General features: G+C 60.0%; 16 protein-coding genes. 8 read left to right on the top strand and 8 right to left on the bottom strand.

All coding sequences use genetic code 11. The annotated features are described in order from the left end of the window. Positions 1–61: 61 nt before the first annotated feature. Together GHN92_RS09900 and GHN92_RS09895 are read right to left on the bottom strand one after the other, a co-directional pair. Positions 62–979, bottom strand: a complete 918-nt coding sequence (locus GHN92_RS09900) for a 5'-nucleotidase (protein ID WP_095002145.1) — start codon at positions 977–979, stop codon at positions 62–64. A gap of 38 nt (positions 980–1,017) precedes the next feature. Continuing rightward, on the bottom strand, positions 1,018–1,344 hold the full coding sequence (locus GHN92_RS09895; RefSeq protein ID WP_095020265.1) for a thioredoxin family protein: 327 nt from the start codon (positions 1,342–1,344) through the stop codon (positions 1,018–1,020). 57 nt (positions 1,345–1,401) lie between these two features. On the opposite strand from GHN92_RS09895, the gene GHN92_RS09890 reads away from it, so the two are divergent. Both GHN92_RS09890 and GHN92_RS09885 read left to right on the top strand, forming a co-directional pair. Further along, positions 1,402–1,848, top strand: coding sequence for a PilZ domain-containing protein (locus tag GHN92_RS09890; RefSeq protein WP_095002147.1), 447 nt, complete (start codon positions 1,402–1,404; stop codon positions 1,846–1,848). 131 nt (positions 1,849–1,979) lie between these two features. Next, positions 1,980–3,056, top strand: coding sequence for a 3-deoxy-7-phosphoheptulonate synthase (locus GHN92_RS09885; protein WP_095002271.1), 1,077 nt, complete (start codon positions 1,980–1,982; stop codon positions 3,054–3,056). Between the two features lie 115 nt (positions 3,057–3,171). Here the strand turns inward: GHN92_RS09885 and GHN92_RS09880 are convergent, their stop codons facing one another. Beyond that, positions 3,172–3,453: a GNAT family N-acetyltransferase gene (locus GHN92_RS09880; protein WP_019827604.1), complete on the bottom strand. Its 282-nt coding sequence runs from the start codon at positions 3,451–3,453 to the stop codon at positions 3,172–3,174. 496 nt (positions 3,454–3,949) lie between these two features. Between GHN92_RS09880 and oprI the strand changes: the two genes are divergently transcribed. After that, positions 3,950–4,201 (top strand): outer membrane lipoprotei OprI, encoded by a 252-nt coding sequence (gene oprI, locus GHN92_RS09875; RefSeq protein WP_003172710.1) that lies wholly within the window; start codon positions 3,950–3,952, stop codon positions 4,199–4,201. 138 nt (positions 4,202–4,339) lie between these two features. On the opposite strand, the gene GHN92_RS09870 is transcribed toward oprI, so the two are convergent. The 3 genes from GHN92_RS09870 to GHN92_RS09860 form a co-directional block, all read right to left on the bottom strand. Beyond that, a complete protein-coding gene (locus GHN92_RS09870) occupies positions 4,340–5,368 on the bottom strand; it encodes a L,D-transpeptidase family protein (protein WP_095002149.1) in 1,029 nt (342 codons plus the stop codon). Between the two features lie 98 nt (positions 5,369–5,466). Continuing rightward, a complete protein-coding gene (locus GHN92_RS09865; RefSeq protein WP_003446817.1) occupies positions 5,467–5,760 on the bottom strand; it encodes a hypothetical protein in 294 nt (97 codons plus the stop codon). Between the two features lie 58 nt (positions 5,761–5,818). Then, positions 5,819–6,424 (bottom strand): arylesterase, encoded by a 606-nt coding sequence (locus tag GHN92_RS09860; protein ID WP_153379981.1) that lies wholly within the window; start codon positions 6,422–6,424, stop codon positions 5,819–5,821. Positions 6,425–6,434: 10 nt separating this feature from the next. On the opposite strand from GHN92_RS09860, the gene GHN92_RS09855 reads away from it, so the two are divergent. Further along, the gene (locus GHN92_RS09855; protein ID WP_095002151.1) at positions 6,435–7,118 is read left to right on the top strand and encodes an ABC transporter ATP-binding protein; all 684 of its coding nucleotides are present in this window, start codon (positions 6,435–6,437) and stop codon (positions 7,116–7,118) included. Continuing rightward, positions 7,118–9,622, top strand: coding sequence for an ABC transporter permease (locus GHN92_RS09850; protein WP_153379979.1), 2,505 nt, complete (start codon positions 7,118–7,120; stop codon positions 9,620–9,622). The genes GHN92_RS09855 and GHN92_RS09850 overlap by 1 nt, the downstream gene beginning before the upstream one ends. A gap of 707 nt (positions 9,623–10,329) precedes the next feature. Here the strand turns inward: GHN92_RS09850 and greB are convergent. Together greB and GHN92_RS09840 are read right to left on the bottom strand one after the other, a co-directional pair. Further along, positions 10,330–10,806: a transcription elongation factor GreB gene (greB, locus tag GHN92_RS09845; protein WP_029611319.1), complete on the bottom strand. Its 477-nt coding sequence runs from the start codon at positions 10,804–10,806 to the stop codon at positions 10,330–10,332. A 107-nt stretch (positions 10,807–10,913) separates the two neighbouring features. Beyond that, complete coding sequence (locus tag GHN92_RS09840; protein ID WP_095002272.1) at positions 10,914–11,687, bottom strand: AraC family transcriptional regulator; 774 nt, start codon at positions 11,685–11,687, stop codon at positions 10,914–10,916. A gap of 202 nt (positions 11,688–11,889) precedes the next feature. On the opposite strand from GHN92_RS09840, the gene GHN92_RS09835 reads away from it, so the two are divergent. The 3 genes from GHN92_RS09835 to GHN92_RS09825 are packed head-to-tail and all read left to right on the top strand — an operon-like array spanning position 11,890 to position 15,514. Beyond that, positions 11,890–13,533, top strand: coding sequence for an APC family permease (locus tag GHN92_RS09835; RefSeq protein ID WP_095002153.1), 1,644 nt, complete (start codon positions 11,890–11,892; stop codon positions 13,531–13,533). Between the two features lie 57 nt (positions 13,534–13,590). After that, positions 13,591–14,517 carry a 4-hydroxyproline epimerase gene (locus tag GHN92_RS09830; RefSeq protein WP_133144916.1) on the top strand — a complete coding sequence of 309 codons (927 nt, stop codon included), beginning with the start codon at positions 13,591–13,593 and terminating at the stop codon, positions 14,515–14,517. 49 nt (positions 14,518–14,566) lie between these two features. Further along, positions 14,567–15,514, top strand: a complete 948-nt coding sequence (locus tag GHN92_RS09825; RefSeq protein ID WP_153379977.1) for a dihydrodipicolinate synthase family protein — start codon at positions 14,567–14,569, stop codon at positions 15,512–15,514. Positions 15,515–15,560: the final 46 nt, after the last annotated feature.

Below are 15,560 nucleotides of genomic sequence, written 5' to 3'. Positions count from 1 at the left end.
AGTTGAGCTTAGCAGCGTCGGGACAAGTGCGATGCTCCGCTCGGCAACTCGCCGGCAATGCTTATTCGGGGGCGAAATCCCTGGATTCATTGCTGATGCCGTGAGGCACATGGCCGGTCGCCACCACCTGGCGCGCCCTCTCGCAATGACCGGCCTGGTCATCAAAAAATACATCCGCAGCAAAGGCTTCGAGAAAGGCCGATTTATCCAGCCCGCCCAGAAAAAGCGATTCATCCAGACGAATGTCCCAGTCACGCAACGTGCGGATCACCCGTTCATGGGCAGGAGCCGAACGGGCAGTGACCAGCGCAGTGCGAATCGGGCAGTTGTCATCGGGGAACTCGCGTTGCAACAGGTTTAAAGCCTCCAGAAAGCCCTTGAAGGGCCCGCCCCGCAGCGGATTGCGCGCAGATTCGCGCTCAAGGGACTGAAATGCCTCCAGGCCTCCGGACTGGAAAACCCGCTCCGACTCGTCGGAAAACAGCACCGCATCACCGTCAAAGGCAATCCGCAGTTCATTGCTTTCGGCACGCAGTGAGCCACCCGAGAGAATGGTTGCGGCTGCAAAACCCGCATCCAGGGCACTGCGCACATCCTCGGCATGGGTCGACAAAAACAGATCACAACCAAAAGCATTGAGATAGGGATGGGGGTTGCGCCCGCCCGAGAACGCTGCCCGGGAAATATTCAGGCCGTAATGCTGGATCGAATTGAACACCCGCAGCCCGGTATCGGCGCTGTTACGCGAGACCAGCACCACCTCGACCCGCTCCCGGCCAAGGCTGGCATTAAAGCTCAGGAGCTTCTTGACCAGCGCAAAGGCATCCCCCGGGGCCAGTACTTCATCTTCATGTTCGATCTGGTATTGCCGGTACGCCTCGATCCCCTGGGCCAGGTACACCTGATGGCTATCGCTCAAGTCGAACAGGGCCCGAGAAGAAATGGCCAGCACCAGCTTGCCCTTTAAGCCTTTGCTCATATCGCCTCCACAGCACTAAAGCGGGTTCAAACGTTGCTTCACGGTAGCTCGTCAGGCTCAAGCATCAAGGCCAGCCGAACATGATGTGCCAGCTCACCTTCGCTCAGGCGCGATTTCAACTCACCGTAAAAGGCCCCGTTGTGCACCACAAACAGGCTAGGCAGATGGAAAATTTCGTAGCGCTCGACCAACCCGCCGTTGTTGCCGGCATCAATCCAGCACAACCGTTCAACGGGCAATTGCATGTCGGGCAGCATGCGCCGGGCCACTCGGCACGCCGAACAGCCCGCACCGGTAAAGATGACCAGCGAGGTGCCGGGAAGTGCCAGCAGTAGCTGGTCGGCATCAAAGTCAGTCAGTTCCATCGCAGTCACTATACTCATAAGACAATACTAATTTAATGGCACCTGGAGTCCGAATTCATGGGTCGTTTTTTACCTCACCCAGATGATATTCCCGTTGAGATAACGCTACGCAACCAACCTTCACTGCCGCGCCAGAAGCTGCACTCTATCAGCCTCGGCGGCGTGGCATGCAACAGCGACAGAAGCTGGCGATGCGGCACCGCCGTTGATATGTCCATGCCTACCCTGGGGGAAAACGCACGTTATCCGGGCTATATAGCCTGGTGCGAAAAGCGCAAGGAGGGTTACCGCATCGGCGTTGCCTTGATTGATGAACAAACCCTGTTTGGTGCGCGAATGGGCGAACAGGTCTGTCAGATCGAACACTTCTCACGCCTGCAGCAGCAACAAAGCCCCTGCCCCCAGGACCTGCAAGCCCTGGCTCTGGAATGGGTCACTCATCACGCCGTGGAGTTCTCGCAAGCCACCATGGACCACGCAATGGCGCAGGCCGTGCTGGATTAAAGCTGTACCTGCCCATTGTCGACCTACCGGATAACGCGTTAAGGTTCGGCTCCCCGATGCGCTCAATCAAGCTGTGCTCCGCCGCACGGGGATCGCTGGCGGCCGGCACCCGTGACCTGACGAGTAACACGATGGCTGATTTACCGATCGACGACCTAAACGTTGCCTCCAACGAAACCCTGATCACCCCTGAACAGCTCAAACGCGAGATTCCTCTCAGCGAAACAGCGCTGCGGACCGTGACCAAAGGGCGCGAGGTGATTCGCAACATCCTGGATGGCACTGACCATCGACTGTTCGTTGTCATCGGGCCTTGCTCGATTCACGATCTCAAGGCTGCCCATGAATACGCCGAGCGCCTGAAGGTGCTTGCGGCTGAAGTCAGCGACACGCTGTATCTGGTCATGCGGGTTTATTTCGAAAAGCCCCGTACCACCGTGGGCTGGAAAGGCCTTATCAACGACCCGTATCTGGACGACTCGTTCAAGATCCAGGACGGTCTGCATATTGGTCGCAAGCTGCTGCTGGACCTGGCCGAAATGGGCCTGCCAACCGCAACTGAAGCCCTCGACCCGATTTCCCCGCAGTACTTGCAGGACCTCATCAGCTGGTCGGCCATCGGCGCACGCACCACTGAGTCCCAGACTCACCGTGAAATGGCGTCCGGCCTGTCTTCGGCCGTAGGCTTCAAGAACGGCACCGATGGCGGCCTGACGGTTGCGATCAATGCCTTGCAGTCGGTTTCAAGCCCGCATCGTTTCCTGGGTATCAACCAGGAAGGCGGCGTGTCGATCGTCACCACCAAGGGCAATGCCTACGGTCATGTGGTATTGCGCGGCGGCAACGGCAAACCGAACTATGACTCCGTCAGCGTTGCGCTCTGCGAGCAGGCACTGACCAAGGCCAGGATCACCCCGAACATCATGGTCGATTGCAGCCACGCCAATTCCAACAAGGACCCGGCCCTGCAGCCGCTGGTCATGGAAAACGTGGCCAACCAGATCGTCGAGGGCAACCAGTCGATTATCGGCCTGATGGTTGAGAGTCACTTGAACTGGGGCTGCCAGGCAATTCCTAAAAACCTTGAAGACTTGCAGTACGGCGTGTCGATCACTGATGCCTGCATCGACTGGTCGGCTACCGAGACCACCTTGCGCAGCATGCATGCCAAGCTCAAGGATGTGTTGCCAAAGCGCACCCGCGGCTAACAGCCCATGTGGGAGCGGGCTTGCTCGCTCCCACAATAGTTTGGCGCCAGTTCCGCACGGTTGCAGACGCACACAAAAACGCCGGGCATGCCCGGCGTTTTTGTGTGCGTGTTCTTCAGGTATTGGCCTGAGGGCGCTTGTGGCGTTCCATATAGCGCTCAACGTATGAACATGAGGGAATCACCTCATAGCCCATCTTGTCTGCGTAATCGAGCGCCTGCTCCGTCAAGGCTGCCGCAATACCCCGACCACGCAGGGCGTTAGGCACAAACGTGCGATAGATATCCAGAGTCTGCTTACCCAGATCCATGTAGGTCAGGTAAGCACGATGACCGTCGACAGTGGTCTCAAACTGGTGACCTGCCTGGTCATGGTGGATAGACAACGCCTCGCTCATCATTGCTCCTCGCGGGTCTTGTAGTGTGACCCCTACCTTACTGATGTTTTTCCGCCGAGGGAACTACTACGCCATCACGCACGCGCTGCCAGCCCGGGATGTGCCGGCAGGCCTGATTAGAGAGTAGCCACTCTAGTGCAAATGTTCACTTCCCGGGGCAGCCAGTTGTCAGCAGATCAGGCCCGCACCAACGTTTCGCCGGCCCGACATCCTTGACCCGGCCCTGAACATTTTCCGGAAGGTGGAGGCTATGACGTTCAACCGCACTTAAAGTCACGCTGCGCCATCACTCTGATGCCACTTAGGGCACTCCAAACTGACTGTTTTACAAACACAATCTGTTAAAGCTAGCCTACCGAGATTGCCAGCCAATTATTTTTTTTGGTTCTTGCGCTAGGTCATTTTACTTACTACAAGTAATGGGTACTATGTACGCCGGCTGTTTCCTCACTTTGAAGGAACAGCTTCAATTAGAAAGTCCTTGAAGGGGAACACGATGAACAACGTTCTGAAATTCTCTGCTCTGGCATTGGCCGCAGTTCTGGCTACCGGTTGCAGCAGCGTATCTAAAGAAACTGAAGCCCGTCTGACTGCAACTGAAGATGCAGCAGCTCGCTCCCAGGCTCGTGCTGACGAAGCCTACCGTAAAGCTGATGAAGCTCTGGCTGCTGCTCAAAAAGCACAACAGACTGCTGACGAAGCTAACGAGCGCGCTCTGCGCATGCTTGAAAAAGCAAGCCGCAAGTAATAGTCCTTCGGGACTGTTATCAAGCCGACCTATTTATAGGTCGGCTTTTTTATTGCCTGCCGGTCACTAAACAGGCAATAAAAAAGCCGCCAGGGGTATTAACCGGGGCGGCTTTTTATTGCGCTTGTTCAGTACGGCTTACTGCACATAATCCAGCGACTGGCCAGTAGCCATACCGGTATTGGTTGTGCCTATTACTGCAGGTATGCCGGTTTCTGCTCCCACTACCGGGAATGCCAGATCCTTGTCTATCTGGATGCTGTTTTCAAGGTCCTGATGCTTGAGCAGGAAGTTCATGAAGCCTGCGTACTTGTTCTGCAAGTCTTCAGGGGTCAAGTGCGACTTGTCGCTCACGGCCAGCAACGAACCATCCTTCACGTTCAACGGCTCGTGAACTTCAAGGAACACCTTGCCGCCACTGACGCCAATTTTGTACGGCTCGTTGATGATCCGCACCGGCGTACCCACCGGCACCATCTGCGCCATTTGCAGCACGTTCTGGTTAAGCATGCGGAAGCAGCCGTGGCTGGTGCCCGTGCCAATGCCGAACTTGGCGTTGGAGCCGTGGATCAGGTAGCCCGGCATGCCGAGGGTGAACTTGAACGGACCCAGCGGGTTATCGGGGCCTGCGGGCACCACGTTAGGCAGCGGGTCACCATTTTTGGCGTGCTCGGCCTTGATCGAAGCCGGCGGTGTCCAGGTCGGATTGGGCGTCTTGGCGGTGATTTTGGTTTGCCCCAGGGGCGATCCCCAACCTTCGCGGCCAATCCCCAGCGGGAAGGTGTAAACCTTGTTCTGGTCCTTGGGATAATAATACAGGCGGTATTCGGCGAGGTTGATCACGATCCCCTCACGCTTACCCGGCGGCAGGATGAACTGGGTCGGCAACACGATATCGGTATCGACGAGGGTGCCGTCCGGGTTCTTTTTGACCGGCAGCCAGGCGTCTACCCCGGGGTTGGCAGCGATCATTTCCGAATAGCCCAGCTCGTACTGGTTACCCAGGTCGGCAAAGGAGTCTTCGTACTTGCCTTTGATCACCTGCACTTCGCCAACGACATCTTCGCCAGGCGGTGGCAGCGGGAATTCAAGCGCGACCGCGGGACCCGCAACACAAAGTGCGGCAACGGACAGGTAGCGGGTAACTGCAGGTAGGCGCGACAACATCCGGAACATCCTTCGCATAATCAACGGGGGACAAAAAAAGGGAGTGTACACCGCGCCCACGGGGAGCGTGAGCCGGTCAGGGCATCAAACAGGTAAGATCATAGTTCAAAGCGCAACTCTGGCCAGATGGGCTCCGTGCCCCGGCGCTGCGACTCGATGATTGCCCGGCACAGCGGGCATAACCGGTGGTCCTGAAACACCTTGCGGGTGACATCCGACCAACGCGGTTGCGCCGGCAGCAATGAGCCACACAAGGTGCGGTCAATGGTGCCTCCCAGCTCCAGTTGACGTGTCACCAGATGCACCCGTACCTCCTGGCAGGCGAACAGATCGAGCTGCTCATCGGGCTCGATCAGTTGATAGGCATATAAAGACCAGGCAGGACGCGACATCGAGGGCTCCAAATCGGGGGGGCGCCACCTTAGCCGAAACACTGCCACTAGAAAAGCATCAAAGCAGGGGTTTTAACGCCGGCCACACATTATCCAGCAAAAGCCCCTGCGCACCGACTGCCGGGTGGATGCGATCGGCCTGCATCAGTTCGGGCTTGCCGCCCACGCCCTCAAGCAAAAACGGCACCAGGGCAACGTTTTTTTCCTTGCCCAGCTCGCTGTACACCGCAGCAAAAGCCCGGGTGTAACGCGCGCCATAATTGGGCGGCAATTGCATCCCCAACAGCAACACCTTGGCACCCGCCTGCTGCGAGGCATCGATCATTCCTGCAAGATTTTGTTTCAATTGCGCAGGGAGCTGCCCGCGCAGGCCATCGTTGCCACCCAGCTCGATAATCACTACATCCGGTTTATGCTCTGCAAGCAGCGCAGGAAGCCGCGCCAGCCCTCCGGCGCTGGTGTCGCCACTGATCGAAGCATTGACCACCTTGTCGTCGTAGCCTTGCTCCCTGAGCCGCTGTTCGAGCAAAGACACCCATCCCTGACGGGTATCCAGGCCGAAAGCCGCGCTGATACTATCGCCGACGATCAAGACAGTTCCCGCCGTTGCCGTCTGTGCCACGCACATCAGGGCCAGAGCAACACTTAAAAACCACACACGCATTGGATTCTCCATGGGCGAAAGTATTCTCACCGCGCAGAACCTTAGCAAAGTGGTTCCCAGCGCGGAAGGCGAGTTAACCATCCTGCACTCCTTGAGCCTCGAACTGAGCAAGGGCGACAGCCTGGCGATTGTCGGCGCCTCAGGTTCAGGCAAATCGACGCTGCTGGGCCTGCTCGCCGGCCTCGACCTGCCCAGCCAGGGCGAAGTAATCCTGGCCGGGCGAGCCCTGAGCACCCTGGACGAAGACCAGCGCGCCCGGGTGCGGGCCGAACACGTGGGCTTTGTGTTCCAGTCATTCCAGCTGCTCGACAGCCTCAATGCCCTGGAAAACGTCATGCTGCCGCTGGAACTGGAGGGTCGCAAGGATGCCCGCGAGCATGCCCGCCACCTGCTGGAACGCGTCGGCCTGGGCCAGCGCCTGAGTCACTCGCCACGCCAGCTGTCCGGCGGCGAGCAGCAACGGGTTGCCATTGCCCGGGCATTTGCCGCCAATCCCGACGTGCTGTTTGCCGATGAACCCACCGGCAACCTGGACAGCCACACTGGCGAGCGCATCACCGACCTGCTCTTTGAACTGAACAAGGAAAACGGCACCACCCTGGTGCTGGTGACCCATGACGAACGCCTGGCCCATCGTTGCCGGCGCCTGATCCGTCTTGAAGCTGGCCATCTGGTCGGCCCTCTGGAGCCCTGATGGCACGTCTGCCGCTGTTGCGCATGCTGAGTCTGGCCGTACGCCAATTACTGCGCGATGCCCGCGCCGGCGAGCTGCGGGTGCTGTTCTTCGCCCTGCTGGTCGCCGTGGCGGCCAGCACGGCCATCGGCTACTTCGGTGCCCGCCTCAATGGCGCGATGTTGTTGCGTGCCACCGAGTTCCTCGGCGCCGACCTGGTGCTTGATGGCACGGCCCCGGCCCGTGAAGAACAAATCAAGGTCGGCAACGACCTGGGCCTCGAACACGCCCGGGTGGTCGAATTCGCCAGCGTGATTGCCACCGACAATGGCATTCAGCTCTCCAGCATCAAGGCGGCAGACGATGCCTACCCGTTGCGCGGCGAACTGAAAAGCGCCCCGCAGCCCTATGCCGAAGAACAGCCTGGGGGCGGTCCCAAATCCGGTGAGGCCTGGGCCGAAGCCCGACTGCTGACCGCGCTGGACCTGAAGGTCGGCGATGAAATCGATGTCGGTTCAAAAACCGTGCGTATCACCCGCGTGCTGACTTACGAACCCGACCGGGCCGGCAACCTTTACAGCCTGACCCCACGAGTACTGATCAATCTGGACGACCTTGCCTCCACCGGCATCGTACAACCGGGCAGCCGTGTCACCTACCGCGAACTGTGGCGCGGTGAAGCACCGGCGCTGGAATCGTATCGCCAGGTGATCAAGCCTGGCCTGGACGCCAACCAGCGCCTCCTGGACGGCCGTGACGGCAACCAGCAGATCGGCGGTGCGCTGGGCAAGGCCGAGCGTTACCTGAACATGGCCAGCCTGGTGGCGGTGCTGCTGGCGGGCGTGGCCGTGGCGTTGTCTGCCACCCGCTTTGCCAATCGGCGTTTCGATGCCAGCGCCCTGCTGCGTTGCCTCGGCCTGTCACGGCGCGAAACACTCTGGTTGTTTACCCTGCAACTGAGTGTGCTCGGGCTGATGGCCAGCCTCGCCGGCGCCTTTCTCGGCTGGCTCGCGCAACTTGGACTGTTCGCCCTGTTGCATGACCTGCTACCGGCTAACGTACCGCCCGGCGGCCTGATGCAGGCGATTGCCGGGATGGGTACCGGGCTGGTGGCGCTGGCTGGTTTCGCCTTGCCGCCGCTCGCGGCACTGGGCCGCGTACCTCCACTGCGGGTGTTGCGCCGCGATTTGCTGCCGATTCCGTCCAGCACCTGGACCGTCTACGGCGCGGCGCTGCTGGCACTGGGGCTGATCATGTGGCGCATGAGCCTGGACCTGGTGCTGACCTTCGCCCTGCTCGGGGGTGGCGTGATTGCCGCCGTGGTGCTTGGCGGAATCCTGCTGCTGGGCCTGCAAAGTCTGCGCCGCCTGCTGGCCCGTGCCTCACTGCCCTGGCGCCTGGGGCTGGGTCAGTTGCTGCGCCATCCGCTGGCCGCGGCGGGCCAGGCCCTGGCCTTTGGCCTGATCCTGCTGTCGATGGCCCTGATCGCCCTGCTGCGCGGCGAATTGCTCGACACCTGGCAAAACCAGTTGCCCAAAGATGCACCCAACTACTTTGCGCTGAATATCCTGCCGGCCGACAAGGAGGCTTTCGGCGCCCACCTGATGACCCTTCAGGCCCGCGCTGCGCCGCTGTACCCGGTCATTCCGGGGCGTCTGATCAGCATCAATGGCGAACCGGTGCAAGACATCGTCAGCAAGGACTCCAGTGGCGACAAGGCCATCCAGCGCGACCTGAGCCTGACCTGGGCGGCTGACCTGCCTGCCGAAAACCAGCTGACAGCAGGTAGCTGGTGGGGCCCGAAGCCCGAAGGCGATGTGCCGGGCGTTTCAGTGGAAGCCAAAGTCGCCGAAAGCCTCAAGCTGAAGCTGGGCGACCTGATGACCTTCACCATTGCCGGTGTCAATCGCGAAGCACGGGTCACCAGTTTGCGCAGCATCAACTGGGACAACTTCCAGCCCAACTTTTTCATGATTTTCCAGCCTGGCACCTTGCAGGACTTGCCGGCCACCTACCTCACCAGCTTTTACCTGGCACCGGGACACGACAAGGAAATCATCGAACTGTCGCGCACCTTCCCGGCCGTGACCATCTTGCCTATCGATGCATTGCTGGAGCAACTGCGCAGCATCCTGGCGCAAGTGACCATTGCTGTGGAATACGTGCTGCTGTTTGTGTTGGCGGCGGGCATGGCGGTGCTGTTTTCCGGCTTGCAATCCACCCTGGATGAACGCATTCGCCAGGGCGCCCTGCTGCGCGCGCTGGGGGCCGAGCGGCAACTGCTGGTGAAGGCCCGGCGCATCGAGTTCGGCTTGCTGGGCGCCACCAGCGGCCTGCTGGCGGCGCTAGGGGCCGAACTGGTCAGTCTGGTGCTTTACCGCTTTGCCTTTGACCTGCCGTGGCACCCACATCCGTGGTTGTTGCTGTTGCCGGTGTTGGGCGCGGTGATGGTGGGCGGTGCGGGCGTGTTTGGCACACGCAGGGCGCTGAATGCCAGCCCGTTGACGGTGTTGCGCGAGGGTTGATATGGCCAGACACTATAAATCCTGGCGTTGACGAGCGCAGCGAGGCTGCGATCGTCGTTTTGGGATTCAACTGTTACGCCGCGTACATATCCTGCATTCGCGTTTAACTGAAATATTGGTTTCGCCCTTACGGCGAGTCCATTTTGAAAGGACCCAAAAGGAACCAAAAGGTCCTCGCCCTACCACTCGGCCGATTCGCCAAGGTTCGCCGGCTCCCTCCCTCCGGCTCTGTTATGGGAGCGGGCTTGCCCGCGATGGCAGCACTTTGTTCCTCGAGATAGAACGAGGTGCCTGCATCGCGGGCAAGCCCGGCTCCCACAGGGAGATATGTCGGTCGAAAATCCTGCATTCAAACAGGCCGGCCGGTCGGCCGCCTCGACGGCTTTTGATCTTGATCTACCCGCCCCATCGGGAGGCCGAGAGGAGGTTCTGCGCAGTGGGTCGACCGGCATGGATGCCGGGAGAGCCGCGATGGGCCATGGATGGCCCGTGGCGGCGGGCCCACGGAGCGGGACCGGAACGAGGGAACCTGAGCGCAGCGAAGGCCGTACGCCAGGGGCAAGCCTTTTTGGTTACTTTTTCGGCGTCTGGAAAAAGTGACTCGCCGTAAGGGCGAAACCAATATTCCAGTTAAACGCAGATGCCGGATATGTACGCGGTACACCAGTTAAACCCTGCAGCGGCTAAATATCCGCCCAGGTTTTACCCTAGCTTTTCTCGTAATAAATCTCGTTGATCCACCACAGCACTTCCCCGCTCGGGGTCTGCACCACTGCCTCGTCGCCCACCTCTTTCTTCAACAGCGCACGGGCCATCGGTGAGTCGATGGAGATGTAGTCGTTGCGTCCGTAGATTTCGTCGTAACCCACAATGCGGAATTTCTTGACGTCCCCGGCCTCGTTTTCAATTTCGACCCAGGCACCAAAAAACACCCGGCCTTCCTGCTCCGGCGAGTAATCAACCACCCGTACATCCTCGAGGCGCTTGCGCAGGTAGCGCACCCGTCGGTCAATCTCGCGCAGCAACTTCTTGTTGTACTGGTAGTCAGCGTTTTCGCTGCGATCACCCAGTGATGCTGCCCAGGTCACCTTGCGTGTGGTATCCGGGCGTTTTTCCCGCCACAGGTAGTCAAGCTCCTGCTTCAGGGCTTCATGGCCTTGCCTGGTGATGATGTTGGTACTCACTCGCGGTCGTTCTCCAGCAGGTTGCATTGGCCAGGGCAGACTCTTAGCACCCCGGCGCGACGAAATACATAGAGGCGCTGATAAAAATCACAAGCGCAGCGACACTCTCACTGTGCCGTGGCCTGGCGATACTGGCGCGGGGTAAAGCCGGTCAATGCCTTGAATTGGCGGGTGAATGCGCTGTGGTCGGTGTATCCGCACTGCAGGGCCACCTGGGTAATCGGAATATCGGTCAGCAACAGCCGATGGGCGTGTTCCAGACGCACCTTCTGGATCATCTGCCGTGGCGTCAGGTGAAACACACGCTTGCAGTAGCGCTCCAGTTGCGCCACGGAGATTCCGGCAATACGGGTCAACTCACCCAGGGTAACGCGGCGGTTGAAATGCGTGCGAATGTGCTCATCCACTGCCGCCAGCCGCTGGTACGCCGGGTGGGTATCACTGGCTGATTGCAAGTCCACGGAGATCCCGGCCAGGCCGATGATCTCGCCCTGGAGATTGTACAGCGGGCGCTTGTGGGTCAGGCACCAGCCAGGCTCCCGGGTCCCGTACAGATGCAGTTCCAGCTGGTCCTCAAGCACCAGCCCCTGCTCCAGCACCTGGCGATCCTGCTCGGTATAGCCCGGCCCCAACTGCGCGGGGAATACCTCGGCGCTGGTTTTGCCGAGCAGGGGTTGCAACTGCTTGAGGCCGCAGCGCTGGACCAGGGTGCGGTTGGCCAGTACATAGCGCGCGGCATTGTCCTTGATGAAGATCGCGGCATTGGGGATGGCATCGAGCATCGGTAGCAACAGGGCTACCCCCGAGAGCAACTGCTCAAGACTCTCGGGGCGGCTCAACTCGCTGCCCTGGCTCAGGATTGCAAAAGCATTCTGCGTCATAAAACTCACTCTCCCACCACTGGCCAGGTATCGGCCGCCTGGGTGCATTGTGCTGATTTCGTCATCGGCTTCAATGGAAAAGATCAATCGCAAACTTTCCCCGACGTTCAATCTAGCGCCATTGCACACCCGCCAACCGTATTGGCGCAATGGCAAATGACATCACACCTGCCTAACCAATAACTCACAAAAAGGCGACGCTATGTCAGGTAAAGGCAAATTCAAGAAACAGCTCTCACTGATGGACCTGACCTTTATCGGTCTGGGTGCCATCTTCGGTTCCGGCTGGTTGTTTGCAGCCAGTCATGTGTCGGCGATCGCTGGCCCGGCTGGGATTTTTTCCTGGCTGCTGGGCGGTTTTTCCGTGCTGTTGCTAGGCATCGTTTACTGCGAGCTGGGCGCTGCCCTGCCGCGCGCCGGTGGCGTCATTCGTTACCCGGTTTACTCCCATGGCCCGTTGCTCGGTTACTTGATGGGCTTTATCACCCTGATCGCCTTCTCCAGCCTGGTGGCAATTGAAGTGGTCGCCGCCCGCCAATACGCCGCGGCATGGTTCCCCGAGCTGACCAAGGCCGGCTCCAGTGACCCTTCGATCCTGGGCTGGCTCCTGCAGTTCGGCCTGCTGTGCCTGTTTTTCATGCTCAACTACCGAAGCGTGAAGACCTTCGCCATGGCCAATAACCTGGTCAGCGTATTCAAATTTATCGTGCCGCTGCTGGTCATCGGCGTGCTGTTCACCTTCTTCAAACCGGAAAATCTCTACGCCCAGGGCTTCGCCCCGTTCGGCCTGTCGGGCGTGCAGATGGCCGTTTCTGCAGGCGGCATTATCTTCGCCTATCTGGGCCTGACACCGATCATTTCGGTGGCCAGTGAAGTGAAGAACCCGCAACGCACCATCCCGATTGCCCTGATCCTGTCGGTCCTGTTGTCGACCGTGATTTATGTGCTGCTGCAAGTGGCCTTCCTCGGCGGCGTACCCACTGAAATGCTGGCCAACGGCTGGGCCGGCGTGACCAAGGAACTGGCATTGCCCTATCGCGACATCGCCCTGGCTCTGGGTGTGGGCTGGCTGGCTTATCTGGTGGTGGCTGATGCGGTGATCTCGCCAAGCGGCTGCGGCAACATTTACATGAATGCCACACCGCGGGTGATTTATGGCTGGGCGCAAACCGGCACGTTTTTCAAGATTTTCACCCGCATCGATGAAAAGTCCGGCATCCCGCGCCCGGCACTGTGGCTGACCTTTGGCCTGTCGGTGTTCTGGACCCTGCCTTTCCCGTCCTGGGAAGCCCTGATCAGCGTGGTATCTGCCGCCCTGGTACTGAGCTACGCAGTGGCACCGGTGTCCGTGGCCGCATTGCGCCGCAATGCCCCAGACATGCCACGCCCGTTCCGGGTCAAGTGGATGGGGGTGATGGGGCCGCTGTCATTTATCGTCGCTGCGCTGATTGTTTACTGGTCAGGCTGGAACACCGTGTCCTGGCTGCTCGGCCTGCAAATCGTGATGTTCGTGGTGTACCTGCTGTGTTCGCGATTCGTACCGACCAACCACCTGAGCCTGGGCCAGCAAGTACGCTCATCTTTGTGGCTGATCGGCTTCTACGCCGTAACCATGGTGCTGTCCAAACTCGGCACTTTCGGTGGCCTGGGCGTACTTGCCCACCCGTTTGACACCCTGGTCGTCGCAGCTTGTGCGACGGGCATCTATTACTGGGGCGCGGCCACCGGCGTGCCGGCTCATCTGGTCCGGCTGGAAGACGACGAGGACAGCGAAGAAGCCCCGGAACTTGCCAGTAACACCCCGGCCAGCCACGCCACGGGGGCGTTTATCCAGACTTCATCCTGAGACACCGTTAACCACAGTAGTCCTCCGAGCCGTTGTTCTCTTCCAAGGGATACGTTCATGAAGCAAGTCCATATCATTGATTCACATACCGGCGGCGAACCCACCCGCGTGGTGATCAAAGGCTTCCCGCAACTGGCCGGGCGCAGCATTGCCGAGCAGCGCGACACCCTGCGCGACCAGCATGACCAATGGCGCCGGGCCTGCCTGCTGGAGCCCCGAGGCAACGATGTACTGGTCGGTGCACTGTACTGCGAGCCCGTGTCGGCGGATGCCACGTGCGGGGTGATCTTCTTCAACAATGCCGGTTATCTGGGCATGTGCGGCCACGGCACCATCGGCCTGATCGCCTCCCTGCATCACCTGGGCCAGATCGAGATCGGCGAGCACAAGATCGACACCCCGGTCGGCCCGGTCACCGCCACCCTGCATCCAGATGGCAAGGTCACCGTAGGCAATGTGCCCTCCTACCGCTATCGCCAGCAGGTCGCCGTTGAGGTGCCGGGGCATGGCCGTGTGCAGGGCGATATTGCCTGGGGCGGCAACTGGTTCTTCCTGGTCTCCGATCACGGCAAGACACTGCAACTGGACAATGTCGAAGCCCTGACCGAGTACACCTGGACCATGCTCAAGGCCCTTGAGGCACAGGGTATCCACGGCGAAGACGGTGCCCTGATCGACCATATCGAACTGTTTGCCGACGACGACCAGGCCGACAGCCGCAACTTTGTCATGTGCCCGGGCAAGGCCTATGACCGCTCGCCCTGTGGCACCGGCACCAGCGCCAAGCTGGCGTGCCTGGCCGCCGACGGCAAGCTGGCTCCAGGCCAGCCCTGGGTGCAGGCCAGCATCACCGCCAGCCAGTTTGTCGGCAGTTATCAATGGGACGGCGAGCGCATTCGCCCGTTCATTACCGGCCAGGCCTATATGACCGCCGACAGCATGCTGCTGATCGACGAAAAAGATCCTTTCGCGTGGGGCATTTAAGCCCTTCGCCGTAAACACATCCGAATAAACGACTCGAGGAGTTAGAACAATGAGCGATAACATTTTCACCGGTTGCATGCCTGCCCTGATGACCCCTTGCACCGCCGAGCGCAAGCCGGACTTCGACGCGCTGGTGGCCAAGGGCCGCGAACTGATCGATATCGGCATGAGTGCCGTGGTGTACTGCGGCTCCATGGGTGACTGGCCTTTGCTGACCGAAGCCGAGCGCCAGGAAGGTGTGGCACGCCTGGTAGCTGCGGGCATCCCAACCATCGTCGGCACCGGCGCCGTAAACAGCCGCGAAGCGGTGTCCCATGCGGCACACGCTGCCAAAGTTGGCGCCCAGGGCCTGATGGTGATTCCACGCCTGCTGTCCCGTGCAGCCTCGCCTGCTGCGCAAAAAGCTCACTTCGCCGCCATCCTGCAAGCCGCTCCACAGCTACCGGCGGTTATCTACAACAGCCCGTACTACGGCTTCGCCACCCGCGCCGACCTGTTCTTCGAACTGCGTAGCCAATACCCGAACCTGATCGGCTTCAAAGAGTTCGGCGGTGCTGCCGACATGCGTTACGCCGCCGAACACATCACTTCCAAAGACGATGATGTGACCCTGATGGTCGGCGTCGACACCCAGGTTGTGCATGGCTTCGTCAACTGCAACGCCACCGGCGCCATTACCGGCATCGGCAACGCCCTGCCTCGCGAAGTGTTGCACCTGGTGGCCCTGAGCAAGCAAGCGGCCAAGGGCGACCCTAAAGCCCGTCGCCTGGCCCGCGAGCTGGAAGCCGCCCTGGCGGTGCTCTCGTCGTTCGATGAAGGCACTGACCTGGTGCTCTACTACAAGCACCTGATGGTGCTCAATGGCGACACAGAATACAGCCTGCACTTCAACGACACCGATGCGCTGAGCGATGCCCAACGCCACTACGCCGAGAACCAGTACAGCCTGTTCCGCCAGTGGTACAAAACCTGGTCCACCGAACAGAACGTCGCCTGACCCGCAGCGCAGCCCTGCATCCCTGAACAGCGGCGCACATCATGTG

It is taken from the genome of Pseudomonas sp. FSL R10-2964, assembly GCF_009600035.1.
GTDB lineage: Bacteria > Pseudomonadota > Gammaproteobacteria > Pseudomonadales > Pseudomonadaceae > Aquipseudomonas > Aquipseudomonas bubulae.
The sequence above is the reverse complement of the archived record's forward strand: the minus strand, read 5'-3'. Positions and strand labels throughout refer to the sequence as shown.

What these genes read in the sequence shown, in the direction of transcription:
- GHN92_RS09895 (WP_095020265.1), bottom strand. Translation starts at nt 1,344, where the DNA reads ATGGAACTGACTGACTTTGATGCCGACCAGCTACTGCTGGCACTTCCC.
- oprI (WP_003172710.1), top strand. Translation starts at nt 3,950, where the DNA reads ATGAACAACGTTCTGAAATTCTCTGCTCTGGCATTGGCCGCAGTTCTG.
- GHN92_RS09900 (WP_095002145.1), bottom strand. Translation starts at nt 979, where the DNA reads ATGAGCAAAGGCTTAAAGGGCAAGCTGGTGCTGGCCATTTCTTCTCGG.
- GHN92_RS09830 (WP_133144916.1), top strand. Translation starts at nt 13,591, where the DNA reads ATGAAGCAAGTCCATATCATTGATTCACATACCGGCGGCGAACCCACC.
- GHN92_RS09860 (WP_153379981.1), bottom strand. Translation starts at nt 6,424, where the DNA reads ATGCGTGTGTGGTTTTTAAGTGTTGCTCTGGCCCTGATGTGCGTGGCA.
- GHN92_RS09850 (WP_153379979.1), top strand. Translation starts at nt 7,118, where the DNA reads ATGGCACGTCTGCCGCTGTTGCGCATGCTGAGTCTGGCCGTACGCCAA.
- GHN92_RS09885 (WP_095002271.1), top strand. Translation starts at nt 1,980, where the DNA reads ATGGCTGATTTACCGATCGACGACCTAAACGTTGCCTCCAACGAAACC.
- GHN92_RS09870 (WP_095002149.1), bottom strand. Translation starts at nt 5,368, where the DNA reads ATGTTGTCGCGCCTACCTGCAGTTACCCGCTACCTGTCCGTTGCCGCA.
- GHN92_RS09835 (WP_095002153.1), top strand. Translation starts at nt 11,890, where the DNA reads ATGTCAGGTAAAGGCAAATTCAAGAAACAGCTCTCACTGATGGACCTG.
- GHN92_RS09855 (WP_095002151.1), top strand. Translation starts at nt 6,435, where the DNA reads ATGGGCGAAAGTATTCTCACCGCGCAGAACCTTAGCAAAGTGGTTCCC.
- GHN92_RS09840 (WP_095002272.1), bottom strand. Translation starts at nt 11,687, where the DNA reads ATGACGCAGAATGCTTTTGCAATCCTGAGCCAGGGCAGCGAGTTGAGC.
- GHN92_RS09865 (WP_003446817.1), bottom strand. Translation starts at nt 5,760, where the DNA reads ATGTCGCGTCCTGCCTGGTCTTTATATGCCTATCAACTGATCGAGCCC.
- GHN92_RS09825 (WP_153379977.1), top strand. Translation starts at nt 14,567, where the DNA reads ATGAGCGATAACATTTTCACCGGTTGCATGCCTGCCCTGATGACCCCT.
- GHN92_RS09880 (WP_019827604.1), bottom strand. Translation starts at nt 3,453, where the DNA reads ATGAGCGAGGCGTTGTCTATCCACCATGACCAGGCAGGTCACCAGTTT.
- GHN92_RS09890 (WP_095002147.1), top strand. Translation starts at nt 1,402, where the DNA reads ATGGGTCGTTTTTTACCTCACCCAGATGATATTCCCGTTGAGATAACG.